The sequence below is a fragment of the Rhodoferax sp. LS1P39 genome, from assembly GCF_056521425.1.
Genome location: NZ_JBWMAV010000002.1, coordinates 64,267 through 89,119, shown reverse-complemented (window position 1 = coordinate 89,119; position 24,853 = coordinate 64,267). Strand labels below are relative to the sequence as shown.

The 24,853-nt window shown below is 65.0% G+C and carries 24 protein-coding genes; 15 read left to right on the top strand and 9 right to left on the bottom strand.

Annotation, left to right across the window (positions count from 1 at the left end):
* The first annotated feature begins 3 nt into the window (after positions 1 to 3).
* A complete protein-coding gene (cbiB, locus tag AC097O_RS03770; RefSeq protein ID WP_479591547.1) occupies positions 4 to 963 on the top strand; it encodes an adenosylcobinamide-phosphate synthase CbiB in 960 nt (319 codons plus the stop codon).
* Positions 960 to 1,916, top strand: coding sequence for an aminotransferase class I/II-fold pyridoxal phosphate-dependent enzyme (locus AC097O_RS03765; RefSeq protein ID WP_479591546.1), 957 nt, complete (start codon positions 960 to 962; stop codon positions 1,914 to 1,916). Before cbiB ends, AC097O_RS03765 begins: the two co-directional genes overlap by 4 nt.
* Before the next feature lie 37 nt (positions 1,917 to 1,953).
* On the opposite strand, the gene AC097O_RS03760 is transcribed toward AC097O_RS03765, so the two are convergent.
* Positions 1,954 to 2,286 (bottom strand): hypothetical protein, encoded by a 333-nt coding sequence (locus AC097O_RS03760; RefSeq protein WP_479591545.1) that lies wholly within the window; start codon positions 2,284 to 2,286, stop codon positions 1,954 to 1,956.
* Positions 2,287 to 3,225: 939 nt separating this feature from the next.
* Positions 3,226 to 4,653 carry a cytochrome P450 gene (locus AC097O_RS03755; protein WP_479591544.1) on the bottom strand — a complete coding sequence of 476 codons (1,428 nt, stop codon included), beginning with the start codon at positions 4,651 to 4,653 and terminating at the stop codon, positions 3,226 to 3,228.
* 98 nt (positions 4,654 to 4,751) lie between these two features.
* On the opposite strand from AC097O_RS03755, the gene AC097O_RS03750 reads away from it, so the two are divergent.
* The gene (locus tag AC097O_RS03750) at positions 4,752 to 5,618 is read left to right on the top strand and encodes a helix-turn-helix domain-containing protein (RefSeq protein ID WP_479591543.1); all 867 of its coding nucleotides are present in this window, start codon (positions 4,752 to 4,754) and stop codon (positions 5,616 to 5,618) included.
* A gap of 23 nt (positions 5,619 to 5,641) precedes the next feature.
* Here AC097O_RS03750 and AC097O_RS03745 read toward each other — a convergent pair whose 3' ends face one another.
* The 6 genes from AC097O_RS03745 to AC097O_RS03720 form a co-directional block, all read right to left on the bottom strand.
* On the bottom strand, positions 5,642 to 6,691 hold the full coding sequence (locus AC097O_RS03745; RefSeq protein WP_479591542.1) for a DUF3616 domain-containing protein: 1,050 nt from the start codon (positions 6,689 to 6,691) through the stop codon (positions 5,642 to 5,644).
* Positions 6,692 to 6,769: 78 nt separating this feature from the next.
* Positions 6,770 to 7,528, bottom strand: coding sequence for a hypothetical protein (locus tag AC097O_RS03740; protein WP_479591541.1), 759 nt, complete (start codon positions 7,526 to 7,528; stop codon positions 6,770 to 6,772).
* A complete protein-coding gene (mmuM, locus tag AC097O_RS03735; RefSeq protein WP_479591540.1) occupies positions 7,525 to 8,487 on the bottom strand; it encodes a homocysteine S-methyltransferase in 963 nt (320 codons plus the stop codon). The genes AC097O_RS03740 and mmuM overlap by 4 nt, the downstream gene beginning before the upstream one ends.
* A 16-nt stretch (positions 8,488 to 8,503) precedes the next feature.
* On the bottom strand, positions 8,504 to 9,256 hold the full coding sequence (locus tag AC097O_RS03730; RefSeq protein WP_479591539.1) for an amino acid ABC transporter permease: 753 nt from the start codon (positions 9,254 to 9,256) through the stop codon (positions 8,504 to 8,506).
* A gap of 15 nt (positions 9,257 to 9,271) precedes the next feature.
* Positions 9,272 to 10,087, bottom strand: a complete 816-nt coding sequence (locus tag AC097O_RS03725) for a basic amino acid ABC transporter substrate-binding protein (RefSeq protein ID WP_479591538.1) — start codon at positions 10,085 to 10,087, stop codon at positions 9,272 to 9,274.
* A gap of 127 nt (positions 10,088 to 10,214) precedes the next feature.
* On the bottom strand, positions 10,215 to 11,117 hold the full coding sequence (locus tag AC097O_RS03720) for a LysR substrate-binding domain-containing protein (protein ID WP_479591537.1): 903 nt from the start codon (positions 11,115 to 11,117) through the stop codon (positions 10,215 to 10,217).
* A gap of 114 nt (positions 11,118 to 11,231) precedes the next feature.
* On the opposite strand from AC097O_RS03720, the gene AC097O_RS03715 reads away from it, so the two are divergent.
* From AC097O_RS03715 to AC097O_RS03675, 9 genes are all read left to right on the top strand, one after another.
* Entirely contained in the window at positions 11,232 to 11,921 is a 690-nt protein-coding gene (locus AC097O_RS03715) for a substrate-binding domain-containing protein (protein WP_479591536.1), read from the top strand.
* A 55-nt stretch (positions 11,922 to 11,976) separates the two neighbouring features.
* Entirely contained in the window at positions 11,977 to 13,005 is a 1,029-nt protein-coding gene (locus tag AC097O_RS03710) for an amidohydrolase family protein (protein WP_479592085.1), read from the top strand.
* Positions 13,006 to 13,029: 24 nt separating this feature from the next.
* A complete protein-coding gene (gene ligK / locus AC097O_RS03705; protein WP_315185336.1) occupies positions 13,030 to 13,713 on the top strand; it encodes a 4-carboxy-4-hydroxy-2-oxoadipate aldolase/oxaloacetate decarboxylase in 684 nt (227 codons plus the stop codon).
* Positions 13,714 to 13,805: 92 nt separating this feature from the next.
* Positions 13,806 to 14,795 carry a Bug family tripartite tricarboxylate transporter substrate binding protein gene (locus AC097O_RS03700; protein WP_479591535.1) on the top strand — a complete coding sequence of 330 codons (990 nt, stop codon included), beginning with the start codon at positions 13,806 to 13,808 and terminating at the stop codon, positions 14,793 to 14,795.
* 133 nt (positions 14,796 to 14,928) lie between these two features.
* A complete protein-coding gene (locus tag AC097O_RS03695; protein WP_479591534.1) occupies positions 14,929 to 15,933 on the top strand; it encodes a Bug family tripartite tricarboxylate transporter substrate binding protein in 1,005 nt (334 codons plus the stop codon).
* Between the two features lie 15 nt (positions 15,934 to 15,948).
* The gene (locus AC097O_RS03690) at positions 15,949 to 16,863 is read left to right on the top strand and encodes an amidohydrolase family protein (RefSeq protein WP_479591533.1); all 915 of its coding nucleotides are present in this window, start codon (positions 15,949 to 15,951) and stop codon (positions 16,861 to 16,863) included.
* Positions 16,863 to 17,312 (top strand): protocatechuate 4,5-dioxygenase subunit alpha, encoded by a 450-nt coding sequence (gene ligA / locus AC097O_RS03685; RefSeq protein ID WP_479591532.1) that lies wholly within the window; start codon positions 16,863 to 16,865, stop codon positions 17,310 to 17,312. Before AC097O_RS03690 ends, ligA begins: the two co-directional genes overlap by 1 nt.
* 1 nt (position 17,313) lies before the next feature.
* Complete coding sequence (locus AC097O_RS03680; protein WP_479591531.1) at positions 17,314 to 18,168, top strand: class III extradiol dioxygenase subunit beta; 855 nt, start codon at positions 17,314 to 17,316, stop codon at positions 18,166 to 18,168.
* Position 18,169: 1 nt separating this feature from the next.
* Positions 18,170 to 19,132, top strand: a complete 963-nt coding sequence (locus tag AC097O_RS03675) for a Gfo/Idh/MocA family oxidoreductase (protein WP_479591530.1) — start codon at positions 18,170 to 18,172, stop codon at positions 19,130 to 19,132.
* Here the strand turns inward: AC097O_RS03675 and AC097O_RS03670 are convergent, their stop codons facing one another.
* Positions 19,133 to 19,813, bottom strand: a complete 681-nt coding sequence (locus AC097O_RS03670) for a glutathione S-transferase (protein ID WP_479589226.1) — start codon at positions 19,811 to 19,813, stop codon at positions 19,133 to 19,135.
* A gap of 240 nt (positions 19,814 to 20,053) precedes the next feature.
* Here AC097O_RS03670 and AC097O_RS03665 point away from each other — a divergent pair, with 240 nt between their 5' ends.
* The 3 genes from AC097O_RS03665 to AC097O_RS03655 are packed head-to-tail and all read left to right on the top strand — an operon-like array spanning position 20,054 to position 24,794.
* Complete coding sequence (locus tag AC097O_RS03665; protein ID WP_479591529.1) at positions 20,054 to 20,518, top strand: MarR family winged helix-turn-helix transcriptional regulator; 465 nt, start codon at positions 20,054 to 20,056, stop codon at positions 20,516 to 20,518.
* The gene (locus AC097O_RS03660) at positions 20,515 to 21,714 is read left to right on the top strand and encodes an efflux RND transporter periplasmic adaptor subunit (RefSeq protein ID WP_479591528.1); all 1,200 of its coding nucleotides are present in this window, start codon (positions 20,515 to 20,517) and stop codon (positions 21,712 to 21,714) included. The genes AC097O_RS03665 and AC097O_RS03660 overlap by 4 nt, the downstream gene beginning before the upstream one ends.
* The gene (locus AC097O_RS03655; RefSeq protein ID WP_479591527.1) at positions 21,711 to 24,794 is read left to right on the top strand and encodes an efflux RND transporter permease subunit; all 3,084 of its coding nucleotides are present in this window, start codon (positions 21,711 to 21,713) and stop codon (positions 24,792 to 24,794) included. The genes AC097O_RS03660 and AC097O_RS03655 overlap by 4 nt, the downstream gene beginning before the upstream one ends.
* Positions 24,795 to 24,853 lie beyond the last annotated feature (59 nt).

The following is a 24,853-nucleotide window of genomic DNA, read 5'->3' as shown; positions in this document are numbered from 1 at the left end:
GTTTTGCTGATCGCCGTGCTGCTGCTGGCGCTGGCCGTGGACATCCGGCTGGGTGAGCCGCCGGTGCGCTGGCACCCGGTGGTGTGGATGGGCAATTACCTGGGCTGGGCCGGGCGGCGTGTGGCACCCACTACGCCCACCGCCAAGCCAGATTACAAGTCTTTTAGCCTTGCAGCGCTTATGTGGTGGGCGGGAGCAGCTACGGTTTGTGTAGCGGCGTGGTTTTTGCAGAAAAGCATCTTGCAGCTACCCGCAGCCCTGGGCGCGTGGCCTGGTGGGCTGCTGGCGGTGCTGCTGCTGGGCCTGCTACTCAAACCCCTGCTGGCCTGGGCGATGTTGCGCAGCGAAGTGCTGGCGGTGGAGGCGGCCCTGGGTGAATCGCTGGAAGCAGGCCGCCAGCGCCTGGCCTGGCTGGTCAGCCGCGACGTGGCCGCACTCTCCGAGGGCCAGGTGCGCGAAAGCGCCATCGAATCGCTGGCCGAAAACCTGAACGACTCTGTGGTCGCGCCCATCTTCTGGTTCGTGCTGCTGGGCCTGCCGGGCGCGGCGCTGTACCGGTTCGCCAACACCGCCGACGCCATGTGGGGTTACCGGGGCATGCGCAACGGGCGCGACTGGGAATGGGCAGGCAAGTGGGCCGCCTGGGCGGACGACGTGCTGAGCTGGCTGCCCGCGCGCATCACCGCCGTGCTGCTGATGGTGCTGGCCGACCGCACCGAGTGGCGCGCGCTGGGGCAGCAGGCGCGCCTCACTCCTTCGCCCAATAGCGGCTGGCCGATGGCGGCCATGGCGCTGTGCCTGGGCGTGCGCCTGGGCAAGCCGGGCGTGTACACCCTGAACGCCGAGGGCCGCGAGCCCGCTTCCTGGGACACGCCCACGGCCATTTTTCATGCACGTAATGCGGTTCTAGCGCTTATTCTGCTGGCGGTGACAGCTATGATTTTGATAGAGAGGTGGCTATGACGGCGGTCCACGGTGGGCCGGACGCGCTGGGCGTGCCGCTGTTTGACTTCTCCACTAACAGCAACGCCTGCGGCCCCTGCCCCCACGCCCTGGCCGCCGTGCAGCAGGCCGATGCCACCCGCTACCCCGACCCGCAGTACACGGCGCTGCGGGCGCAATTGGCCGCGTTCCACGGCGTGGATGCGGCCCGGGTGCTGTTGGCGGCCAGCGCCAGCGAGTTCATCCACCGCACCAGCGCGCTGCACCGGGGCCAGGGCGTGTGCCTGCCGCAGCACCACTACGGCGACTACGCGCAGGCGGCGCGGGCCTGGGGCTTGGTGTCGGCCGATGTCGCCCGAGCGCAGTTGCTGTGGGCCTGTGAGCCGTCCAGCCCGCTGGGGCAGGCGCATCCCGGTCTGGCCGCGCTGGTGGACGGTTTGCAGCCAGGCCAGAGCCTGGTCCTGGACTGCGCCTACGTCCCGCTGCGCCTGGAAGGCACGCCCAGCCTGGATGCCGGGCAGATGGACCGGGTGTGGCAAATGTGGACCCCCAACAAAGCCCTGGGCCTCACCGGCATTCGCGCCGCCTACGCGATTGCCCCGCTGGGTGCCGACCCCGCGCCGCTCCAGGCCCTGTGCCCGTCCTGGCCCGTGGGTGCGCACGGCGTGGCGATGCTGCAGGCCTGGTGTGAGCCTGCCACCCAGGCGTGGTTGGCGCAGAGTCTGGTGACGTTGCGGGCGTGGAAGGAGCGGCAGATCATTCTGTGCCGCACGCTCGGGTGGGAGTGCGTGCCCAGCGTGGCGAACTTCTTTTGCGCCCGGCCGCCGGGGGGGGATTTGGCGCTGCGGTTGCAGCGGCTGCGGGCGCGGGGGGTGAAGTTGCGGGACGCGGAGTCGTTTGGGTTGGCGGGTTATGTGCGGTTGGGGGTGTTGGGGCCGGGGGGGCAGGATGCGTTGGGGCGGGGGGACGTCTGACGTCAACGGTGCCGCCAGCATCCGCTGGAAGGAACTGTTAGTCGTCATTTTCCGGCTCCTTCTGCTCCAACTCCCAAGTCGCGCCGTAGTGCTCACGCCATGCTGACCAACCGCGGGGCATTCGGGCAAGCTCTCCGATTGAACGATCTCGCTGGAACGCGCAACCCAGACAAACTACGAGTGCATCCGCCACATCTGTGGTGGTTCCACACAGCACTTGCCAGTCGCCGTCATAGTCGTGACTGACACGGAGCACTTCGTAGCCTTCTCGAATGATCTGCCGAGTTGAAATAGCGACCGCGTTGACCGGGTCCGAGAACGGCCTATCCTCGTCTGTGAAATCGTGCAAATGCGCTTTAACGGTGCCCATGACGACTAACGTAATGCCTACCGCAAACCCTGAGGATTAAATCGGCTGCTGAGGTTTAAGTTGCTCATCGAAATCTCCTGCCGGTGGCTTGTAGACTGGTTGTTAAGAGGGTCGGTTGGTTTTTATACAGGTATAAAAATTCTGACAAACCCCGCACCCAACAATGGGCAACTATATCTCGGTCACGTCTTACGACTTTTCCCGTATCGGTAGCTTTTCCTCAAAATGTTGAGACCCGAAACGCTCTTCTTTTAGTAGCTTCTCACGCCCTTGGAATAAGCGCTGGAGGCACTTTCCATTAAGATATTTTTGTCTGGGTTTGGGTGACCTGTGGAGTGCTGGATGCCACAGCCGCCGCTGGCTGGGAGTTGCGCCCGGCGGCGCAGTCACTTGTTCTTTTGCGCAAAAGAAAAGTAACCCAAAGAAAGGCGCCCCAACTGTCTGCGCCCTCCGCTGGCGCTGCGGGAACCTGCGGTGCTCGCTTTGGGCGGGGTCTGGCTAAACTCGCTGCGCTCAAACAGACGCCAGCCCTGATCCGCCCAAAGCTGTGCTCCTCGGCGCATACAGATGGGGACCCCGGACGCGGGATCGGGGGCGCGCAGCGCCCCATCGCGCCTAGGGCGCGAGCCCGGCTGCGCTGGGTGTTCGACTTTGGATGTTGGTTGTTTGCTGTCCGATCCCACGCCGTGTGGCGTCGGCGAGTAGCGCAGGGCTGGGCGGATCAGGGCCCGCGATTGTTTGAGGCCGCAGGCCGAGTTTGAGCGGGACCCCGCCCGGACCGAGCAACGCAGCGTACCCGCAGCGCAGCGCAGGGGCGACGACTTCGGCTCGCCTTTCTTTTGGGTACTTTTCTTTGGCGAAGCAAAGAAGAAGTGCCTCGCCTGCCGGGGCGAAACCCGGCCAGCGGCGCCTGTGCCCCGCAGCCCGGCCTGTGAGCGTTCAGCACACAGTGCCGACGGCATATAAATTCTCCTGGCGGAACTTTTTGCGGCTGCGCAGGTGCAAAGGCATGCCTCCGACGGGACGCAAGATCACGTTCAGCCGGGGTTGTACCGGGGCCACGGTGGCTGGGGACAGGCTGAAGCGCTGTAGCACCATGGCGGCCACCAGCACCATCTCGGTCATGGCAAACAGGCTGCCGATGCAGACCCGGGGGCCGGTGCCAAACGGCAGGTAGCTGCCGCGCACCTGGGTCGCCTGGCCCGCCTCGGAAAACCGCTCCGGGTCGAAGCGCTCGGGGTTGGGGAACCAGCGGGCATCGCGGTGCAGCACCCAGGGCGTGACGCGCACCAGGGCCCCTTGGGGCAGCTGCCAGGGACCGATCTGTACCGGCTCCAGTGCGCGGCGGGCAATCAGCGCAGCGGCGGGCGGGTACAGGCGCATGGTTTCCTTCAGCGTTTGCGCCAGGTAGGGCAGGGCGGGCAGGTCCCCGTATTGGGGCGGGCGCTGGCCCAGTACGTGGTCCACTTCGCGTTGCGCGCGCCGGGCGCAGTCGGGGTGTTGGGCCATGGCGTGGCCCCACCAGGTCAGCGCGGCGGAGGTGGTTTCGTGCCCGGCCAGAAAGATGGTCATGCACTGGTCGCGTATTTCGGTATCGCTTAACGCGCCCTGGTCGCCCTGCTCGTCGCGGGCGGCCAGCAGCATGCCCAGCAGGTCCTCCTGCGCGGGGTGGCCTGCCGAAGCCCGGTGGATTGCCTGGCGGCGCTGGTCAACGTGCCTGCGCACCAGCGCATCCAGCCTTTGCTTGGCCTGGCGCACCGGCCATTTGTGCGGCAGCCAGTCGGGCAGGCTGGCGGGCCAGAACATGGCCTGCATGCCGTCGCGGCTGATGGTTTGCACGTCGCGTGCGGCGGCCAGGGCCTCGGCCTGCCCATCGGGCCCCACCGCGTGGCCGTACAGCGTGCGCAGCACCACGTCCATGGTCAGTTGCGTCATCAGTGGCTCGAAATCCAGGCTTTGCGCGGGCACCTTGGGCAGGGCATCCAGCGCCTCGCCAGCGGCGGCCACCATCCACCGGGCATAGGCGGCCATGCGCCGGGGGCCAAAGCCGGGCTGCAGCATGCGGCGCTGGCGCTGCCAGACAGCGCCCTCGGTGACCAGCACGCTGTGGCCGTGCACTTCGGCAAATACGTCCGTGGCGCGTTCCCAACGGATGAAGCTGCGGGCTTTGTCCACCAGTACCTCGCGCACCCACTCGGGGTGGAAGAATTCGAAGCTGTGCCTGGAGACGATGTGCGCATACACGGCATCGCCATGGGCGGCATGCAGGCGCTCTACTGCACCAAGGTAATCTTGCCCCATCTGGCGCAGCAGGCGCAGGCCTGCGAAGCGCCCGACCGGGCCGGGAGGGAGTGGTGAGGCCGTCATAGGGCCTGGCAAAACAGTGTGCATGCAGTCCAGTGTGTGTGTGCAAAACCATGCGGTATTGAACGTTTGCGACACTTTGAAATAGCTACACTGGATGCATGCAAACCCGGTCTGCCCTCCGTTCCACTGCCAGCCTGGTTGCGCCCAGCTGGGGCGTGGCACCGTGCATCCGCGCCTACCTGTTTCGCAGCACCCTGGGGGTGGATTTGTTGCCGAACGAGCGGCTGAACCACTTTCCTTCGTATCCGTTTTGCTGCGTGTGCTGGATGCTGCAGGGCGAGGTCGACATGCTGGCCCGGGGCGATGAAGTGTTTGACCGGCCGCAGCCCATGCACCGGGTGACTTTTCTGGGCCCGCAAACGGCCCCCACGGTGACCCGCCATCCCGGCCCGGCGTTCGCTCTGATGCTGATGCTGTTGCCCGATGCCCTGCACGCCATGACCGGCATCGACATCGCCGCCCATGTGAACCGCCACAGCCCGCTGCACAAGGTGATGGATGCCGATTGGTGCCGCATGGCCCAGGCTGTGCTGGACGCGCCCGACGATCCGGCCCGGCTGCGGGTGATCGAAGCTTTCATGCTGCCGCGCTGGCAGGCGGCGCGGCGCGAGGGCGTGGTGCCCGCGCGCGGTGTCAACGAGTGGGTGCAGGCCCTGGCGGTGCGGGCCCTGGCCTCGGGCGTAGGGCAGAGCCTGCGCCAGGCCGAGCGCCGCATCCGCGCCTGGACCGGCCAGTCGTTGCGCGGCCTGCGCGGCCGGGCGCGGGCCGAGTCGGCTTTCATGCAGGCGCGCGAGGCGATGGACCTGGGCACGCCCAACTGGGCCGCGATCGCCGCCGAATCGGGTTACGCCGACCAGTCCCACCTGTGCCGCGTATCCCGCCAGATCACCGGACTGAGCCCGGATGCGCTGCGCCGCCGCATGCACGAAGACGACAGCTTCTGGGTCTACCGCATCTGGGCTTAGATCGTGAACACGTTCTTAGGAACTTACTTGGGCACCGTGAACGCCAGCGGCCCGCCTTCGCACATGCCGTCGGACAGCACCAGTACCTCGTAGCTGCCGGGCGTTTCTTTCAGCACGGTGAGGGCTTCGGGCTTGATTTCCTTGTCGCAGTCGCCCAGCTTGACCTGGCCCAGGTCCAGCGATGCCAGCACCTTGGGTGTCACCGGGGCAGCGCTGGCCTGGCCGTCCCACCACGCTACCGTCCAGCCCACGCCCTGGTGGGCTTCGGCATCGTTGGGGCCGGCCAGCAGCAAAAAGCCCTGGCCCACCGCTTCCATGTCGCGGATGCCACGGCCGGTGCCCAGCACCAGCGGGGTGACGGTGGCCTTGACGGCCCCTGCGGGCGTGAACAGGGCTTCGGCATCCACTGCGATCACGGCCCCCATGCTGCGCAGGCCAAAGTACAAACGGCCGTCGCGCACGGCCACGCCTTCGATGTTGACACCGGCCTCCTCGCCCAGGGCGGCGTTCTCTTTGGCAAAGGCTTTCAGGGCGGGCTGGGCTTGCATCACCGTCCATAAGCGGCCGGTGTCGGCATAGCCCGCCAGGGACCCGTCGGCGCTGCGCAGTGCACGGCCCGTGGCGGGGTCGCGCTGGAAGCGGATGACGTGGCGGCTGTGCGGATTGCTCTCGCCGCTCTTGCGCTTGGCCGAGTGCGAGCCGGTGACATAGAAGTAGCGGCCATCGGTGGCCGCGCCCTCGGCATCGAGCTCGCCGGTGTCGTCGCGCAGCACCAGCGGGGCGGGTTCGGCCACCATGGCCGCGTCTTTCAGCGTGGCCCAGCGGGCGTGCACGCCTTCGTCAAACGCCAGCAGGCACACCCGCTGCTGCTGCGCGTTGAGGCTGCAGGCGATGCCGCTGACCGACTGGCGGGTTTTTAGCGCCTTCTTCTTGGCCAGGTCGAATGCAAACCCGGCCTGCACCGGCCACACGCCGCCGTGCGGTGGGATGCTGGGGGCTGCCTGGGCCTGGGCGCTGGCGGCGGCCAGCAGCAGGCCAGCGGCGGCGTGGGAGAGCGGTGTGGAAGGCAGCATGGTGGGGGTTTCCAAATAGGTTTGCTACAAAAAAAGAAGCTGCTTGCGCTCATGGAATAAGCGCTGGAGGCCTATTTCTTATAAATCTTTCAGGGCATTGCGGGTGAGTTGTTCCAGCAGGTCCTTGCGGTATTTGCGCCAGCCATCATCCGACAGAAAGCGCGGCGGCGGGGTGGTAGATGGCGGCTCGGCATCGCGGCGCGGGCACAGCCAGCCCATGGCGGGGCGCTCGCCCAGCATTTCTTCCATGGTGATGGCCTCCAGGATGGCGGCGGATTTTTCGGCCAGCGGCATGCGGGCGGCCTTCTGGGCCAGCGGCTGCAGCCCGGGCAAGGCAGCGTACCAGTTTTGCAGGTGCTCGGCCTTGGTGCGGTCGGTGCAGCGCATGCCGTCCAGGGTCAGCGCCAGCTTGGCGTGGAAGTAGAAGATGGTGGCTTCGTCGTCGTAGTTGTCGCTATTGTTGGTACCGCTGCGCATGCGGGCCAGGTCCATGGCGTAGGCAAACGAGTAGCGCGCGTCGGCGTTTTCCGACAGCACGCGCCAGCGCAGCCAGCTGGCGTTGAGCAGCAGGTCGGTGGGGTTGAGCGTGCCGGTGCTCTGGTCGAGCGGGGCCTTGCCCACCTGCGGGTCGGTTTGCGCGTCCAGCGCTTTCCAGGCTGCTGCTGCGGCGGCGGTGGGCGGGGCGGCCCGCAGGTCCCGGGCACGCTGGGTGGCTTCGCGCCAGCGGGGAATGCCCTCGGTGGCCTTGATGCGCTGGATATCTTCAAAGCTGGTGGCCTGGGCGGCACCCAGGCAGGCCCACAAGAGCACGGCGGTGAACCACGGCAGGGGCTTCATGGATGGCTGGGCAGCGAAGCGCTGGCCCACTGGTGCACGGCGGCAATGTCGTCGGGCGAAGTGCGGCAGCAGCCGCCAATCAGCCGGGCCCCGCGCGCGTGCCAGCCACGGGCCTGGTCGGCAAAGTGCGAGGCGCTGGGGTTGCCGTGCCATTGCTTGTGGGTCGCGTCATAGTGCTCGCCCGAGTTGGGGTAGACCAGCAGCGGCTTGCTGGTGCGGGCGTGCATCTGGTCCACCAGCGAGGCAATGTATTCGGGCGCGGTGCAGTTCACGCCCACAGCCACCACCTGTTCAAACCCGTTCAGCGCGGCCACGCAGTCGCCCAGCAGCTCGCCTTCGCTGGTGTGCAGGCCGTCCTTGCACGAGAAGCTGATCCACGCCGCTGCGCCGGGAAACTCGGGCAGCAGGCGGGCGATGGCGCGGGCCTCGGCCAGGCAGGGAATGGTCTCGCAGGCCAGCAGGTCGGCTCCCGAATCCACCAGCACGGCCAGGCGTGGGCGGTGGAAGTCCATCAGCTCTTCTTCGCTCAGGCCGTAGTGGCCGCGGTATTCCGAGCCATTGGCCAGCATCGCGCCATACGGACCTACCGACGCGGCCACCAGCGGCTGGATGCGGCCCACGCGGTGTGCGGGCTCGGCCCAGAAGGTGTCGCGCGCTTCCACCGCCAAGCGCACGGCGTTGCGCATCAGTTGGGCGGCGGTGGTGGCATCGAAGCCGCGCTTGGCAAAGCCCTCGAAGGTGGCCTGGTAGCTGGCGGTGGTGGCCACGTCGGCCCCGGCCTGGAAGTAGTCCAGGTGCACCTGGTAGATCAGCGCGGGCTGCTCGATCAACAGCTTGGCCGACCACAGCGGGTCGTTCAGGTCGGCACCCCGGCGCTCTAGCTCGGTGGCCAGTGCGCCGTCCAGGATCACCAGCGGGCGCTGGGCGAAGAAAGCGGTGAGGGGGGAAGAGAGAGGCATGTTGGAAAGGTAAAAGTTAGCGCCCGCGTGCGTGTTCCGGCACTTCGAGCTTTTTGGCCAGTTGCGACAGGGTCCAGGTCAGCACCAGGTACATGGCCGAGATGGCCAGGTAAGGCTCCCAGTAGCGCGAATAAGCCCCGGCCACGGTGCGGGCGGCCATGGCCAGCTCCAGCAGGCCGATGGCCGAGACCAGCGAGGTGTCTTTGACCAGGGCCACCATTTCATTCACCAGCGCAGGCACCATGCGCCGAAAGGCCTGGGGCAGCACGATGTAGCGCATGCTCAGCCAGGGGCTCATCCCCAGGCTTTGGGCGGCGGCGTTCTGGCCGGAGTGGATGCTTTGGATGCCCGCGCGGAAGATCTCCGAGATGTAAGCCCCGGCGTTGAGCGTGAGCGCCACCGCGCCGGAGAAAAAGGCCCCGTGTTCCTGGCGGAAGCTGCGGGCCAGATCGCCCTGCAGCAGCCAGCCGCCGTCGGGGTGGATCAGCAGCGGCATCAGCGCAAAGTGGACCAGCAAGATCTGCACGAACAGCGGCGTGCCGCGGAAAAACGTGACGTAGGCAGTGGCCAGCGCGCGCAGCAGTTTGAGGCCCCAGGCTACCGGCCAGGGCGGGGAGGGCGGTGCCAGGCTGCGGGTGTTGACCAGCCCCACCGCTGCGCCCAGCAGCATGCCCGCCCCGGTGGCAATCACCGTGAGCTGCACCGTCATCCACAGACCCTGCGCAAACAGGGGGCCGTACCCGGCCAGAATGTCCCAACGCCAGACCATTGCGTGCTCCGAGGCTTACTTCGTGGGCTTGAAGTACTTGTCGGTGATGGCCTGGTAGCTGCCATCGGCCTTGATGTCGGCCAGGCCTTTGTTGATCTGGGCCAGCAGCTCGGTGTTGCCCTTTTTCAAGGCCACGCCGTAGAACTCGGGGGCAAAGCCTGCGTCGCTGATGGATTTGAAGCCCGCGCCGGGGTTGTTGGCCAGGTAGTGGGTGACCACGCCGTTGTCGGCCACCACGGCATCCACGCCGCCTGCGGCCAGCTCGGCCAGGGCCAGCGGGGTGGATTCAAAACGTTTGATGTTGGTGCTGGTTTTACCTTGCAGCTTGACCACCACCTCTTCGCCGGTGGTGCCGGTTTGCACGCCGATTTTTTTGCTCTTCAGGTCGTCGAGCTTGGCAACGGTGGATTTTGCGGGCACGGCGATCAGCTGGCTGGCCTCGAAGTACGGGTCCGAGAAGTCCATGGTCTGCTTGCGCTCATCGGTGATGGTGATGGCCGACACCAGCACGTCGCGGTCGCCCTGGGCCAGCGCGGTGAAAGCACCTTCCCACGGGGTGCTGACAAACTTCACTTCCAGCCCGGCTTTCTGGGCCGCAGCGCTCAGCACGTCCATGTCGAAGCCGACGATCTCGCCTTTTTCGTTCTGGAATTCAAACGGTGCGTAGGTCGGGTCGGTGCCCACGGTGATGACCTTGGCCGCCGGTGCCGCAGGGGCCGATGCAGCGGGTTCGGCGGCCACCGGGGTCGGCGTGGTTTTGCCGCAAGCGCTGAGGAACAGGCCCACGGACAGGGCGGCGACGGACTGGAGGAACTGGCGTTTGAAAGTCATGGAAAGCGCCGCCTGGGGCGGCTGGTGGGTTTTGGACAGGGGAGGATTATGCGGGGCGGAGCGGGGCATTTTGGGTCTATGCATATGCCCCATTCGGGCTAACGGCAGCGGTATGTGCCGGGCTGCCTCACCCCGCCCACGGTGCCACCGTGCTGCGGATCAGCGCCAGCGTGGCCTGTAGCGTCAGCGTGCTGGGGCGCAGCGAACTGGTGGCCAGGGCGACCTTGGTGCGCAGGGCCGGCTGGATGGAGCGGGTGGTGAAGGCCGAGGGGCGGATCGAGCTGGCCACGGCGTGCGGCGACAGCAGGGCGCAGCCCGCACCGTCGGCCACCAGGTCCAGGATGGCGGCCACGCCGTCGATCTCCAGTGCCACCATCGGGCGGCAGCCGATCTTGGCCATTTCGGCTTCGACATGCATGCGGATGGCGTTGGGCCGGCTGGGTATGACCAGCGGCAACTGGGCGATGGCCTTGAGCGTGATGGGCGCGGGCGGCGGCTCTTCCAGCAGGCCGGGCGGGCGGGCCTGTACCAGCAGCAGCTCTTCTTCCATCAGCGGGCTGATATCGGTTTCGGCGGTGCTTTGGCCGTTGTACAGCACGGCAATGTCGAGGCGGCCGCTGATGAGCGACTGCTGCAGGTCTACCGACAGGCCTTCGCGGATGGACAGGGACGCGTCCGGCATTTGCTGGCGAAAGGCGCGCGTCAGCGGCACGGTGAGCAGCCGCGCCAGGCTGCTGGGCAGGCCAATGGCCACCCGGCCCGCCAGCCCGCCACGCACCCGGCCCAGCTCTTCGCGGGCACGGGCCACCTGGTGCAGGATGCCCCGGCCATGCTCCAGCAGCAGCTTGCCCGCCTCGGTGGGCGTGGCCCCGCGGCCATTGCGCACCAGCAGGTTTTGCCGCAGCTCCACCTCCAGCAGGCGCACCTGGCGGCTCAGGGCGGGCTGGGCCATGTCCAGCGCCACGGCGGCCCGGGTAAAGCTGCCCAGCTCGGCTACCCGCACGAAGTATTCGATTTGCTTGAGGTCCATCTCAGTAGTTACCCTAGTTTTGATATACCGTTGGCTCTATTATGCCGAATTGCTATAGCTGATAGTCAGGGTGGGGCCTTGGTTTTGGGGTCTGCGGTGCCCACAATCACGGCCATGACAAGCCCAATCACCGGTATTTCTTCGATGGCCACCCGCCTGCTGCTGGCAGAGCTGCTGGCCGACTTCACCCAGCGCACCGGCCAGCCTGTGGACATGGAGTCCGTAGGCGGCGTGGACGCTGCCAAGCGGGTGCAGGCAGGCGAGGCATTTGACGTAGTGGTGCTGGCATCCGACGCCATCGCCAAGCTGGAAGCTGCAGGCCACTTGCTGGCGGGCTCCAGGGTGGACCTGGTGCGCTCGGGCGTGGCCGTGGCGGTGCGCGCCGGTGCCCAGCAGCCCGATATTTCCAGCGAAGAGGCGGTGCGCGCTGCCGTGCTGGCGGCCCGCAGCATCAGCTACTCGACCGGCCCCAGCGGCGTGGCGTTGGCCAAGCTGTTCGAGCGCTGGGGCATTGCCGACCAGATCCAGAGCCGCATTGTCCAGGCCCCCCCCGGCGTGCCCGTGGGTGCGCTGGTGGCGCGCGGCGAGGTGGAGCTGGGTTTCCAGCAGCTCAGCGAATTGCTGAACCTGGAGGGCATCACCGTGCTGGGCCCGCTGCCACCGGCTATCCAGGTGACCACGATTTTCTCTGCCGGGATCACTACCGCCAGTACCCAGGCTGACGCCGTGCGCGCCTTGCTGGAATACATGAATTCCCCGATGGCGCTAGAGGCCAAACGCCATCAGGGTATGGACCCTGTGTAAGAAGCTGTACGCAGACTAAATTCAATCCAAGGAGACAAACACCATGACCCAACCCCTGATCATCGACTGCCACGGCCACTACACCACCGCCCCCAAATCGCTGGAGAACTGGCGCAACCAGCAGATCGCCGGTATCAAAGACCCGGCCATGATGCCCAAAGTGTCCGACCTGAAGATCAGCGACGACGAGCTGATCGAAACCATCGAATCCAACCAGCTGCGCCTGATGAAAGAGCGCGGCAGCGACCTCACCATCTTCAGCCCGCGCGCCAGCTTCATGGCCCACCACATTGGCGACTTCAATGTGTCCAGCACCTGGGCGGCCATCTGCAACGAGCTCTGCTACCGCGTGGCGCAACTGTTCCCGCAGCATTTCATCGGCGCGGCCATGCTGCCGCAAAGCCCAGGCGTGGACCCCGCCACCTGCATCCCCGAGCTGGAAAAGTGCGTCAAGGAATACGGCAACGTCGGCATCAACCTGAACCCGGACCCGAGCGGTGGCCACTGGAATTCGCCCCCCCTGAGCGACAAGGCCTGGTACCCGATTTACGAAAAAATGGTGGAGTACGACATCCCCGCCATGATCCACGTGAGCACCAGCTGCAACGCCTGCTTCCACACCACCGGCGCGCACTACCTGAACGCCGACACCACCGCCTTCATGCAGTGCCTGACCAGCGATTTGTTCAAGGAATTTCCCACGCTGCGCTTCTTGATTCCGCACGGCGGTGGCGCAGTGCCTTACCACTGGGGGCGTTTCCGGGGCCTGGCGCAAGAGCTAAAGAAGCCGCTGCTGTCCGAGCATCTGATGAACAACATCTATTTCGACACCTGCGTCTACCACCAGCCCGGCATCGACCTGCTCAACACCGTGATCCCGGTGAAGAACGTGCTGTTTGCCAGCGAAATGATCGGCGCGGTGCGCGGCATAGACCCCGAAACCGGCCACTACTACGACGACACCAAGCGCTACATCGAAGCCAGCAAAATTTTGAGCGATGCCGACCGCGCCCAGATCTACGAGGGCAACGCCCGCCGCGTCTTCCCGCGTTTGGACGCAGCCCTCAAGGCCCAAGGCCGCTAAACCATTCAGGAGACAAATATGAGCATGAACAACCTCGGCATCGTCAAACGCAACATCACCCGTGCCGACCCGGCCGCCGTAGAGCGCCTGTCCAAACTGGGCGTGGCCACCATCCACGAGGCGATGGGCCGCGTGGGCCTGATGAAGCCCTACATGCGCCCGGTCTACCAGGGCGCGCGCATCTGCGGCACCGCGGTCACCGTGCTGCTGCAGCCGGGAGACAACTGGATGATGCACGTGGCCGCAGAGCAGTTGCAGCCCGGCGACGTGGCCGTGGCCGCCTGCACCACCGAGAACGAGGACGGCTTCTTCGGCGACCTGCTGGCCACCAGCTTCCAGGCCCGCGGTGCCAAGGGCCTGATCATCGACGGCGGCGTGCGCGACGTGGACGAGCTGCAAAAAATGGGCTTCCCGGTGTTTAGCAAAGCCATCCACGCCAAGGGCACGATCAAGGCCACGCTGGGTTCGGTCAACGTGCAGGTGATTTGCGCCGGTGCCATCGTCAACCCCGGTGACGTGGTGATTGCCGACGTGGACGGCATCGTGGTGGTGCCCGCCGCCATCGCCATGCAGGTAGCAGAGACGGCAGAGCACCGCGAAAGCTTCGAAGGCGAAAAGCGCGCCAAGCTGGCCGCCGGTGTGCTGGGCCTCGATATGTACAAGATGCGCGAACCGCTGGAGAAGGCGGGCCTGAAATACATCGACTGAATTTAAGAGAGATCGGCATCCAGCGCTTATGCCGTCGGCGTAAGTAGCTATATTTTTGATAGTAGTTAAAAAACCCTGTAGGAGACAACACCATGAAGATCACTTTGCGCCGCTTCGGCCTCACCCTTGGAATGGCCGCCCTGGCCGCTGCCGTGCCCCACCTTGCCATGGCCGAAGAATGGCCCACCAAGACCGTGCGCATCCTCAACCCCTACCCGGTGGGCGGCGCACCCGACGCGATTGCCCGAGTGCTGTCCGAAAAGCTGTCCAAAAAATGGGGCCAGCCGGTGGTGATCGAGAACAAGCCCGGCGGCAACGGCTTTATCGCCATCGACGCCTTCAAGCGCGGTGCCAAGGACGGCCACGACCTGCTGCAACTCGACAGCGTGCATTTGGCTGCCTACCCGTTCATGTTCAAGAAGCTGCCCTACGACGTGAATGTCGACTTCGAGCCCATCGCGCCGATGTTCCAGTCTTTCTTGTTCTACGTGGTGCCCACCAACAGCAAGTACAAAAAGATGACGGACATCATTGCCGATGCCAAGGCCAACCCCGGCAAGATCAACTACGGTTCGTGGTCCATCGGCAACCCGGTGCACCTGGGCGTGGAAGAGCTGGAGCAACTGACCGGCACCAAGTTTGAGCACGTGCTGTACAAGGAAACCACCCAGCTCTACACCTCGGTGGCCACCGCCGAACTGGGCTTCTCGATTGGTTCTGCCGGTACCGCAGGCGGCATGTACCGTGCGGGCAAGCTGCGCTTCCTGGCCGTGGCAGGCCCCAAGCGCATGGAAGCCTACCCCGACGTGCCCACGGTGGCCGAGTCTGGCGGCCCCGCTGCGCCCTACGAGGTGAGCGGCTGGAACACCATCGTCGGCCCCAAGGGCTTGTCACCCGCCATCCAGGACAAGATCCGCAAAGACATTGCCGAAGTGATGGCCACCCCCGAAGTGAAAGAAAAGTTCCTGACCTTTGGCTATGTGCCCCTGAATCTGGACAAGCAGCAGTTTGCCGCCTTCATCCAGTCGGAGACCAAGCGCCACGCCAACATCATCAAGAAAGCCAAGATCGAACTGGAATAAGGCCCGCGTTTTTAAATTAGAGGCATTTTTTAGGCATGAAATACGCTGCTACCGCTTAATCACTAGGCGGTAGCAGCTATCAAATTGTTATTTTAATTTGATAGCACTATAACAACCCATCGGAGACATTTCCATGCAGTCCATTTCTCGCCGCAGCAGCCTCGTTGGCACCTTGTCTTTGGCCATTGCCGCTGGCCTGGCCGCGTTGCCCAGCCTGTCGCAGGCCCAGGCCGTGAACTTCCCCACCAAGCCGGTGCGCATCATCACTCCGTTCCCGGTGGGCGGCGGCCCGGACGGCGTGGCCCGCCTGGTGGCCGACAAACTGTCCCGCGCCTGGGGCCAGCCGGTGGTGGTGGAAAACCGGCCCGGCGGCAATGGTTTCATCGCCATCGACGCGTTCAAGCGCGGTGCCAAAGACGGGCACGACCTGATCCAGCTCGACTTTGTGCACGTCACCGCCTACCAAAGCCTGTTCAAAAAGCTGCCCTACGACGCTGAAAAGGACTTCGAGCCGCTGTCGTCGCTGTTCAAAGCCTATTTCTTCATGGCCGTGGGCACCGACAGCCCGTACAAAAAAGTGGGCGACCTGGTGGCCGATGCCAAGGCCCGGCCCGGCAAGCTGAACTACGGATCCTGGGCCATCGGCACGCCGGTGCACCTGGGCAGCGAACTGTTCGACACCATGGCCGGCACGCAGATGCAAAACGTCATCTACAAGGAAACCACCCAGCTCTACACCGCCGTGGCCACCAACGAGCTGTCGTATGCCCTGGGCACCAGCGCCACCGCAGGGCCCCTGCTGCGCGCGGGCAAGCTGCGCTTTCTGGCCGTGGCCGCGCCCAAGCGCCAGCCCGGTTTTCCCGATGTCCCCACGGTGGCCGAAGCCGGTGGCCCGGCCAACTTCGAGGTCAGTGGCTGGAACCTGATTGCCGCCCCCAAAGGCCTGCCGCCTGCCGTGGCCGAGAAGATCAAGCACGACATCGACAAAGCCCTGGCCGAGCCCGACGTGCGCGAGAAATACCAGTCGTTTGGCTACGAACCCTTTGTGCAGACCCGCGAACAACTGGCCGGCTACATCCAGTCCGAGACCAAGCGCTATGCCGAGATCGTCAAAAAAGCCAATATTTCCCTAGATTAACGAGAGGAGCACCGCATGGAATTTACTAAAACCCCGGGCTGGATGGACTGGTACACCGGCCCGGCCAAGCCCCGCTTCCAGCTCCCCGCAGGCGCGGTGGACGCGCACTGCCACGTGTTCGGCCCCGGCGCGGAGTTTCCGTTTGCCCCCGAGCGCAAGTACACCCCCTGCGATGCCTCCAAGGCGCAACTGTTCGCCCTGCGCGACCACCTCGGCTTTGCCAAGAACGTGGTGGTGCAGGCCACCTGCCACGGCTCGGACAACAGCGCCATGGTCGATGCGCTGAAGGCCTCCAACGGCAAGGCGCGCGGCGTGGCCACTGTGAAGCGCAGCGTCAGCGATGCGGAAATCCAGGCCATGCACGATGCCGGTGTGCGCGGCGTGCGCTTCAACTTCGTCAAGCGGCTGGTGGACTTCACCCCCAAGGACGAGCTGCTGGAAATCGCCACCCGCATCCATAAATGGGGCTGGCATGTGGTGATCTACTTTGAAGCGGTCGATCTGCCCGAGCTGTGGGACTTCTTTACCGCGCTGCCCACCACCGTGGTGGTGGACCACATGGGCCGCCCCGACGTGGCGCTGCCGGTCGATGGCCCGCAGTTCGCGCTGTTCGAGAAGTTCATGCGCGAGCACAGCAATGTGTGGAGCAAGGTGACCTGCCCCGAGCGCCTGAGCGTGAGCGGCCCCAAGGCCTTGAACGGCGAGCAAAACGCCTACCTGGACGTGATCCCGTTTGCCAAGCGCATCGTCGAGCAGTTCCCCGATCGTGTGCTCTGGGGCACCGACTGGCCGCACCCCAACCTCAAAGACCACATGCCCGACGACGGCCTGCTGGTGGACTTCATCCCCCACATCGCGCCCACGGTAGAGCTGCAAAAGAAGCTCTTGGTCGATAACCCCAACCGCCTCTACTGGCCCGAGGAGCAGTAATGTCATTAGAAAAACCCTACCTGGACGTGCCCGGCACCACCATCTTCGATGCCGAGCAAAGCCGCATGGGCTACCACCTGAACCAGTTCTGCATGTCGCTGATGAAGGCCGAGAACCGCGAAGCCTTCAAGGCCGACCAGCGCGCCTACCTGGACACCTGGCCCATGACCGAAGGCCAGAAGCAGGCCGTGCTCGACATGGACCTGAACCGTTGCATCGCCCAGGGCGGCAACATCTACTTTTTGGCCAAGATCGGTGCCACCCACGGCATGAGCTTCCAGCAAATGGCGGGCAGCATGACTGGCATGAGCGAAGAGGAATACCGCAACATGATGGTCTCCGGTGGCCGTTCGGTCGAAGGAAACCGGGTGCTGGGCGAGGGCGGCGATGCCCAGCCCCACCGACAGCCGCAAGGCTCAGCAGGAAATCAAGGAAAAGGAGCCCACTAGCATGGCCAAAATTACCGCCAGCGTTTACACCTCGCACGTCCCCGCCATCGGCGCGGCCATCGACCTGGGCAAGACCACCGAACCGTATTGGCAGCCCCTGTTTGCGGGCTACGACTACTCCAAGCAGTGGCTCAAGGACAACAAGCCCGACGTGATCTTCCTGGTCTTCAACGACCACGCGACCGCATTCAGCCTGGACATGATCCCCACCTTCGCCATCGGCACCGCGGCCGAATACCAGCCTGCCGACGAAGGCTGGGGCCCGCGCCCGGTGCCCAAGGTTTTCGGCCACCCCGAGCTGGCCGCGCACATCGCCCAGTCGGTGATCCAGCAGGACTTTGACCTGACCATCGTCAACAAGATGGATGTAGACCACGGCCTGACCGTGCCCCTCTCGCTGATGTGCGGCCAACCCGATGCCTGGCCCTGCCCGGTGATTCCGTTTGCCGTCAACGTGGTGCAGTACCCCGTGCCCTCGGGCCGCCGCTGCTTCGAGCTGGGCAAGGCCATCCGCAAAGCGGTGGAGTCGTTCGACCAGCCGCTGAACGTGCAAATCTGGGGCACCGGCGGCATGAGCCACCAGCTGCAGGGCGCGCGCGCCGGGCTGATCAACAAGGAATGGGACGACGCCTTCCTGGACCGCCTGATCGCCGACCCCGACGGCCTGGCCAGCGTGCCCCACATTGACTACGTGCGCGAAGCTGGTTCCGAAGGCATCGAGCTGGTGATGTGGCTGATCGCCCGGGGTGCCATGGCCGATGTGGCCGGTGGCGCTGCGCCCACGCTCAAGCACCGCTTCTTCCACGTACCCGCGTCGAATACCGCCGTGGGCCACTTAATCATGGAAAACAACTGATATGACCAAAACCATCAAAGTCGCCCTGGCGGGCGCAGGCGCTTTCGGCACCAAACACCTGGACGCGATTGCGCTGATCGACGGCGTGGAAGCCGTGTCGGTGATTGGCCGCGACATGGAAAAAACCCGCGAAGTGGCGGCCAAATACGGCATCCCGCACGTCACCGACGACCTGGCCCACAGCCTGGCCCTGCCCGAGGTGGATGCGGTCATCCTGTGCACGCCCACCCAGATGCATGCTTCGCAAACCCTGCAATGCCTGCAGGCCGGCAAGCACGTGCAGGTCGAGATTCCGCTGGCCGACACCCTGGCCGGGGCCGAGCAGGTCGCCGCGCTGGCGGCCACGTCCGGCCTGGTGGCCATGGTCGGCCATACCCGCCGGTTCAACCCCAGCCACCAGTACGTGCACCAGCAAATTGAAGCGGGCCAGTTCAACATCCAGCAAATGGATGTGCAAACCTACTTCTTCCGCCGCACCAACATCAACGCCCTGGGCGAAGCCCGTAGCTGGACCGACCACCTGCTGTGGCACCACGCAGCCCACACGGTCGATCTGTTCGCCTACCAGTGCGGCAGCCCCATCGTGCAGGCCCACGCCGTGCAAGGCCCGATCCACCCGGCCCTGGGCATTGCCATGGACATGAGCATCCAGCTCAAGGCCGCCAATGGCGCGATTTGCACCCTGAGCTTGAGCTTCAACAACGACGGCCCGCTGGGCACCTTTTTCCGCTACATCGGCGACAGCGCCACCTACCTGGCCCGCTACGACGACCTGTACACCGGCAAGGACGAAAAGATCGACGTGAGCAAGGTGGCGGTATCTATGAACGGCATCGAACTGCAAGACCGCGAGTTCTTCGCCGCCATCCGCGAAGGCCGCGAACCCAACAGCAGCGTCGCCAAAGTGCTGCCCTGCTACCGCGTGCTGCACCAGTTGGAGCAGCAGCTGAACGCGGCGGGCTGATCATCCCAGGGTAAACGGCCCACCCTTGGCCAGCGCCCGCTGGTACGCAGGCCGGGCGTGGATGCGCGCCAGGTAGGCCATCAGCCGGGGGCGGCTGGCATCCAGGCCGCCTCGGGCGGCGGCGGCTTCCAGGGGGAAACTCATCTGGATGTCGGCACCGCTGAATTCCTCACCGGCAAACCACAGGTTTTTGCCCAGCTCGGCCTCCATGAAGTCCAGGTGGGTGGTGATTTGCGGCTGGATAAAACTGCTCTTGACCTTGCTGCTGATGGCTTTGGCGATGGGTTTCACAAAAAAGGGCATGGGCGTGGATTCGACCTTGTCGAACACCAGCTTGAGCAGCAGCGGTGGCATGGCCGAGCCTTCGGCGTAGTGCAGCCAGTAGCGGTAGCGCAGGCGCTCGGGTGTGCCCAGGGCGGGTGCGAGGGCAGGACGTGTGGGGCCCTGGCCGTAGTGTTCGATGACGGTTTCGATGATGGCACCCGATTCGGCCAGCACCAGGTCGCCGTCCGTCACCACCGGCGATTTGCCCAGGGGGTGCACTGCGCGCAGGCTGGGCGGGGCCAGCATGGTTTTGGCATCGCGCTGGTACTTCTGTAGCTGGTAGGGCAGCTCCAGCTCTTCCAGCAGCCACAGCACGCGCTGCGAGCGGGAATTGTTCAGGTGGTGGACAGTGAGCATGGTGAAGGGGTGTAGAGGGGTATTTGCTATTAAAAAAAGAGCTGCTCATGCAGGCGATATAAGCACGGGGTGCCTAAAAGATGCTGAAAATGAAAACGTGACTTTACGTGGGCATTGCAATTCGCTTGCCAGCCATCACAGAACCGTCTTCAGCAGGTTTTATCATTTAACTTAGCTGGGCTAAGCATTTACGTTTATAAACCCGGTGCCCACCCTGTCTATTAACGTTTGCTTACCGCCTTGAACACCTCCCCGACAGCCCAGGATTCCGCCGCCATGGTGATGGACGTTGTGCCTGCCGTGATGGATGCGATCCGCACCTCGATGCGCCACGGTGCCGATGGCAGCTTGTCGGTGCCGCAGTTCCGTTGCCTGAATTTCATCTCGGGCAAACCGGGCTGCGCGATTGGCGACATCGCCGCGTTTCTGGGCGTGACCATGCCCACCGCCTCGGCCATGGCCGACCGCCTGGTGCAGGCCGCTCTGGTACAGCCGCAAACCGCCAGCGGCGACCGCCGCCGCTCCCGGTTGGAAGTGACGCCTGCCGGGCGGGCGCAACTGGCGCAGATACAAGACCGGGCGCACGGTGAACTTAAAGCCGTTCTGGCGGTCTGCACCCCGTTGGAGCAACAGACATTGCAAGCCGGACTGGCCGTACTCCGGCGAATTTTTCGACCTTCCATAGAAACCCCCCTCGCACCATGAAGACTGCCTCCCTCGTTTTGAATACCGTCTGCGGCCTGCTGGCCCTGGGCTTGTGGGGTTGCTCCGGCAAGTCCGACGTGGCGGCTCCCGCTGCGGGTGCCTCGGCGGCTTCAGCGCCCGCCGCTGCTGCATCGGGCGCGGGCGCGCCGGTGAACGTGACCACTACCAAAGCCCAGCAGCGCGACCTGCCCGTGGTGCTCAAGGCCACCGGCACCGTGACCGCGCTGACCAGCGTGGATGTGAAGGCCCAGGTCACCAGCGTGGTGGCCAAGGTGCACATCACCGAGGGCCAGTTCGTCAAAGCCGGGCAGCTGATGTTCACCCTGGACGCGCGCACCGACGAGGCCAACCTGGCCAAGGCCCGTGCCCAGTTGGCCAAGGACACGGCCGCACTGGCCGATGCCAAGCGCCAACTGGCCCGCAGCAAGGACCTGCTGGCGCAGAGCTTTATTTCGCAAGGGGCACTGGACACCGCACAGGCCGGAGTCGACGGCCTGAATGCCACGCTGGCCGCCGACCAGGCCGCCATCGATGCGGCCAAGGTCGCGGTGTCGTTCAACCGCATCAACGCCCCCAACTCCGGGCGCGCGGGGCTGGTGCCGGTGTCGGCGGGCAGCCTGGTGCAGGCCAATGTGACCACGCTGGTGACCATCACCCAGCTTGACCCTATGGGCGTGGCCTTCAACCTGCCGCAGCGCAACCTGGGTGACGCGCTGGCCGCCCTCCAGGGCGGTGGTGCGCCGGTCACGGCCACGCTGGCCGACAACGGTGGCGTGTTCAAGGGGCGGCTGCAGTTTGTGGACAACCTGGTGGATGCCAGCTCGGGCACGCTCAAGGCCAAGGCGGTGTTTGACAACCCGGACGGCAAGCTCTGGCCGGGTGCATTTGTGGAAGTGGCGCAGACCGTCAGCACGCTCAAAGACGTGGTGGTGGTGCCGCAGACGGCGCTGATCCAGGCTGCGCGTGGCACGATGGTCTATACCGTGGAAGACGGCAAGGCCGTGTCCAAGCCGGTGCAGCAGCTTTACGCCCAGGGCCTGGACGCAGCGGTGACCGGTATCCAGGCGGGTGACGTGGTGGTGCTGGACGGCAAGCAAAACCTGCGTCCTGGTTCCCGCGTGGTGGAGCGGGCTGCGGGCGCGCAGAAATCGGCCAGCGCCCCTGGCAGCGCCACCTCGAAGTCGGCTGCACCATGAACTTGTCTGAACTCTTTATCCGCCGTCCGGTGATGACGGTGCTGCTGAACCTGGCCATTGTGCTGGCCGGGGTGCTGGCGTACCGCGAGATTCCGGTGGCAGCGCTGCCCAGCTACGACACGCCGGTGATCAACGTCTCGGCCAGCCTGGCCGGGGCCAGCCCCGAAACCATGGCCACCTCGGTGGCGCTGCCGCTGGAGAAGCAGTTCCAGACCGTGCCGGGTCTCAAAACCATCAGCTCCACCAGCACCCTGGGCAGCACCTCACTGACCCTTGAATTTGACGAGGGCCGCAACATCGACGCGGCCGCGGTGGACGTGCAGGCCGCGCTGCTGCGGGCCCAGCGCGCGCTGCCCGACGACATGAGCAACCCGCCGTCGTACCGCAAGGTGAACCCTGCCGACGCGCCGATTCTGCTGGTGGCCATGACCTCGCCCTCGCTGGCCCCGGCAGACCTGCAAGACTTTGCCGAGCACCTGATCTCGCCCACCTTCTCTACCATTGCCGGTGTGGCCCAGGTCAATGTGTTCGGGGCCAAGCGCTACGCCGTGCGGGTGCGTGTCAATCCGCAGGCCCTGGCGGTGCGCAATATCGGGCTGGACGAACTCAGCGCTGTCCTCAAATCGGCCAACGTCAACACCCCTGTGGGCACGCTGGACGGCCCCAACCAAACCCTGGTGCTGCAAGCCAACCGCCAGCTCAAGGACGCGGCCGACTTTGCCAACCTGATCGTCAGCACCAAGGGAGGCAACCCGGTGCGCCTGCGCGATGTGGCCAGCGTGGAAGACAGCCTGGAAACCCTGAAAAGCTGGGCCACCCTGAACGGCGAACCCTCCATCACCCTGGCCGTGCAGCGCCAGCCCGGTGCCAACACGGTGCAGGTGGTAGATAGGGTGCTGGCCGCCTTGCCCGGCCTGCAGGCGCAGATGCCGCAGTCCATCAAAATGACTCCCGTGAACGACCGCTCCAAGTCGGTGCGCGAGGCGCTGCACGATGTGTCGCTCACTTTGGCGGGCACCGTGGTGCTGGTGGTGTTGGTGATCTTTTTGTTTCTGCGCCGCTTTGTGGCCACGGTGATTCCGGCGCTGTCGCTGCCGGTGTCGCTGGTGGGCGCGGTGGCCCTGCTGTGGGGCATGAACTACAGCCTGGACAACATCTCCCTGCTGGGCCTCACCTTGGCCGTGGGCCTGGTGGTGGACGACGCGATTGTGGTGCTGGAGGAAATCATCCGCCGCATCGAAAACGGCGAGGAACCGTTCCAGGCCGCGCTGCGCGGCTCGCGCTCGGTGGGCTTCACCATCATCTCCATGTCGACCTCGCTGATCGCGGTGTTTATCCCGATCTTTTTCATGCCCGGCGTGATCGGCCTGCTGTTCCATGAGTTTGCGGTGGTGGTGGGCTTGTCCATCGTGGTGTCGGCCTTTGTGTCACTGACCCTGGTGCCCATGCTGGCCAGCCGCTTCCTGAGCGACGAAGGCCACAAAAAGCCGCCAGGCCGCATCGTCCACTCCTTCGAGGTGGGGTTTGACAAGTTTCTGGCCGGCTATACCCGCTGGCTGGATGCCGCGCTGCGCCACCGCAAGCTGGTGCTGTTGCTGGCGCTGGCCACGTTTGTGGCCACTATCTGGCTGGCCATGGCGATCCCCAAGGGCTTTTTCCCCGAAGAAGACATCGGCCAGATCCAGGTCACTACCGAAGCCTCGGAAGACACCTCTTTCCCCGCCATGGTGGCGCTGCAGGAGCGCGCCGCCGCCATCGTGCGGGCCGACCCCGCCGTGCTCACCGTCAGCTCGTTCAACGGCGGCAACAACGCCCAGAACAGCGGCCGCATGTTCATCAACCTGAAACCGCAAAGCGAGCGGCCGAAGATGAAAGAGGTGGTCGAAGGCCTGCGCAAGAAGCTGCGCAGCGTGGCCGGCATCAACGTGTTCATGCGCCCGGTGCAAAACCTGCAGCTCGGTGGCCGCCAGAGCAAGGCGCAGTACCAGTTCATTCTGCAAAGCATCAAGGCCGACGAACTCAATGTGTGGGCCAACCAGTTGCAGGCGCAGTTGCGCGACGACCCACTTTTTCGCGATGTCACCAGCGACGCGCAGCTGCGCGGCCTGATCGCGCAACTGAAGATCGACCGCGATGCCGCCAACACCCTGGGCGTGTCCATCGACACCATCCGCACCGCGCTGTACAGCGCGTTTGGCGAGCGCCAGGTGTCCACCATCTACCTGCCCACCGACAGCTACTCGGTGATCATGGAGGTGGCCCCCGAGGCCAAGCAGGACGAGCAGGCGCTGGGCGGCATTTACGTGCGCTCCAGCAACGGTTCGCTGGTGCCGCTGAGCAGCTTCACCACCGTCACCCGCACGGTCGGGCCTACGGCGATCAACCACGTGGGTCAGTTGCAGGCGGTCACGGTGTCGTTCAACCTGGCCCCCGGCGCGGCGCTGGGCGATGCCACCGCCCGCATCGCCCAGGCCAGCCAGGCCATCAACCTGCCCGGCAGCATCATCACCAGCTACGGCGGCGACGCGGCGGTGTTCCAGAGCTCGCAGGGCAGCCAGATGGTGCTGGTGCTGGCGGCCTTGCTGGTCATTTATGTGCTGCTGGGGGTGCTGTACGAGAGCTACATCCACCCGCTGACCATCCTGGCCGGGCTACCGTCGGCGGCGGTGGGGGCGCTGGCCACCTTGATGCTGTTTGGGCAAGATTTGACGCTGATCGCCACTATCGGCATCGTGCTGCTGATCGGTATCGTCAAAAAGAACGCCATCATGATGATCGACTTTGCGCTGGACGCGCAGCGCCACCAGGGCATGTCTCCCTTGGATGCCATCCGCACCGCCTGCATACTGCGCTTTCGGCCCATCATGATGACCACCCTGGCGGCGCTGATGGGCGCACTGCCCATCGCTTTGGGCATTGGTGCGGGTGCCGAACTGCGCCAGCCGCTGGGCCTGGCGGTGGTGGGCGGCATGGTGTTCTCGCAGGCCATCACGCTGTTCATCACCCCGGTGATCTACCTGACGCTGGAGCGTTACAGCGGCACCGGCCCGGTGCTCACGCCTGAAGAAGCTGTAGCCTGATTTACTACTAAAAATAGAGCTGCTTATGCCCATGGAATAAGCGCTGGAAGGACTTTTGA

Bases quoted from the DNA above. Each gene is read 5' to 3' on its own strand.
- AC097O_RS03765 (WP_479591546.1), top strand. From the start codon at position 960: ATGACGGCGGTCCACGGTGGGCCGGACGCGCTGGGCGTGCCGCTGTTT.
- AC097O_RS03760 (WP_479591545.1), bottom strand. From the start codon at position 2,286: ATGGGCACCGTTAAAGCGCATTTGCACGATTTCACAGACGAGGATAGG.
- AC097O_RS03755 (WP_479591544.1), bottom strand. From the start codon at position 4,653: ATGACGGCCTCACCACTCCCTCCCGGCCCGGTCGGGCGCTTCGCAGGC.
- AC097O_RS03750 (WP_479591543.1), top strand. From the start codon at position 4,752: ATGCAAACCCGGTCTGCCCTCCGTTCCACTGCCAGCCTGGTTGCGCCC.
- AC097O_RS03745 (WP_479591542.1), bottom strand. From the start codon at position 6,691: ATGCTGCCTTCCACACCGCTCTCCCACGCCGCCGCTGGCCTGCTGCTG.
- AC097O_RS03740 (WP_479591541.1), bottom strand. From the start codon at position 7,528: ATGAAGCCCCTGCCGTGGTTCACCGCCGTGCTCTTGTGGGCCTGCCTG.
- mmuM (WP_479591540.1), bottom strand. From the start codon at position 8,487: ATGCCTCTCTCTTCCCCCCTCACCGCTTTCTTCGCCCAGCGCCCGCTG.
- AC097O_RS03730 (WP_479591539.1), bottom strand. From the start codon at position 9,256: ATGGTCTGGCGTTGGGACATTCTGGCCGGGTACGGCCCCCTGTTTGCG.
- AC097O_RS03725 (WP_479591538.1), bottom strand. From the start codon at position 10,087: ATGACTTTCAAACGCCAGTTCCTCCAGTCCGTCGCCGCCCTGTCCGTG.
- AC097O_RS03720 (WP_479591537.1), bottom strand. From the start codon at position 11,117: ATGGACCTCAAGCAAATCGAATACTTCGTGCGGGTAGCCGAGCTGGGC.
- AC097O_RS03715 (WP_479591536.1), top strand. From the start codon at position 11,232: ATGACAAGCCCAATCACCGGTATTTCTTCGATGGCCACCCGCCTGCTG.
- ligK (WP_315185336.1), top strand. From the start codon at position 13,030: ATGAACAACCTCGGCATCGTCAAACGCAACATCACCCGTGCCGACCCG.
- AC097O_RS03700 (WP_479591535.1), top strand. From the start codon at position 13,806: ATGAAGATCACTTTGCGCCGCTTCGGCCTCACCCTTGGAATGGCCGCC.
- AC097O_RS03695 (WP_479591534.1), top strand. From the start codon at position 14,929: ATGCAGTCCATTTCTCGCCGCAGCAGCCTCGTTGGCACCTTGTCTTTG.
- AC097O_RS03690 (WP_479591533.1), top strand. From the start codon at position 15,949: ATGGAATTTACTAAAACCCCGGGCTGGATGGACTGGTACACCGGCCCG.
- ligA (WP_479591532.1), top strand. From the start codon at position 16,863: ATGTCATTAGAAAAACCCTACCTGGACGTGCCCGGCACCACCATCTTC.
- AC097O_RS03680 (WP_479591531.1), top strand. From the start codon at position 17,314: ATGGCCAAAATTACCGCCAGCGTTTACACCTCGCACGTCCCCGCCATC.
- AC097O_RS03675 (WP_479591530.1), top strand. From the start codon at position 18,170: ATGACCAAAACCATCAAAGTCGCCCTGGCGGGCGCAGGCGCTTTCGGC.
- AC097O_RS03670 (WP_479589226.1), bottom strand. From the start codon at position 19,813: ATGCTCACTGTCCACCACCTGAACAATTCCCGCTCGCAGCGCGTGCTG.
- AC097O_RS03660 (WP_479591528.1), top strand. From the start codon at position 20,515: ATGAAGACTGCCTCCCTCGTTTTGAATACCGTCTGCGGCCTGCTGGCC.
- AC097O_RS03655 (WP_479591527.1), top strand. From the start codon at position 21,711: ATGAACTTGTCTGAACTCTTTATCCGCCGTCCGGTGATGACGGTGCTG.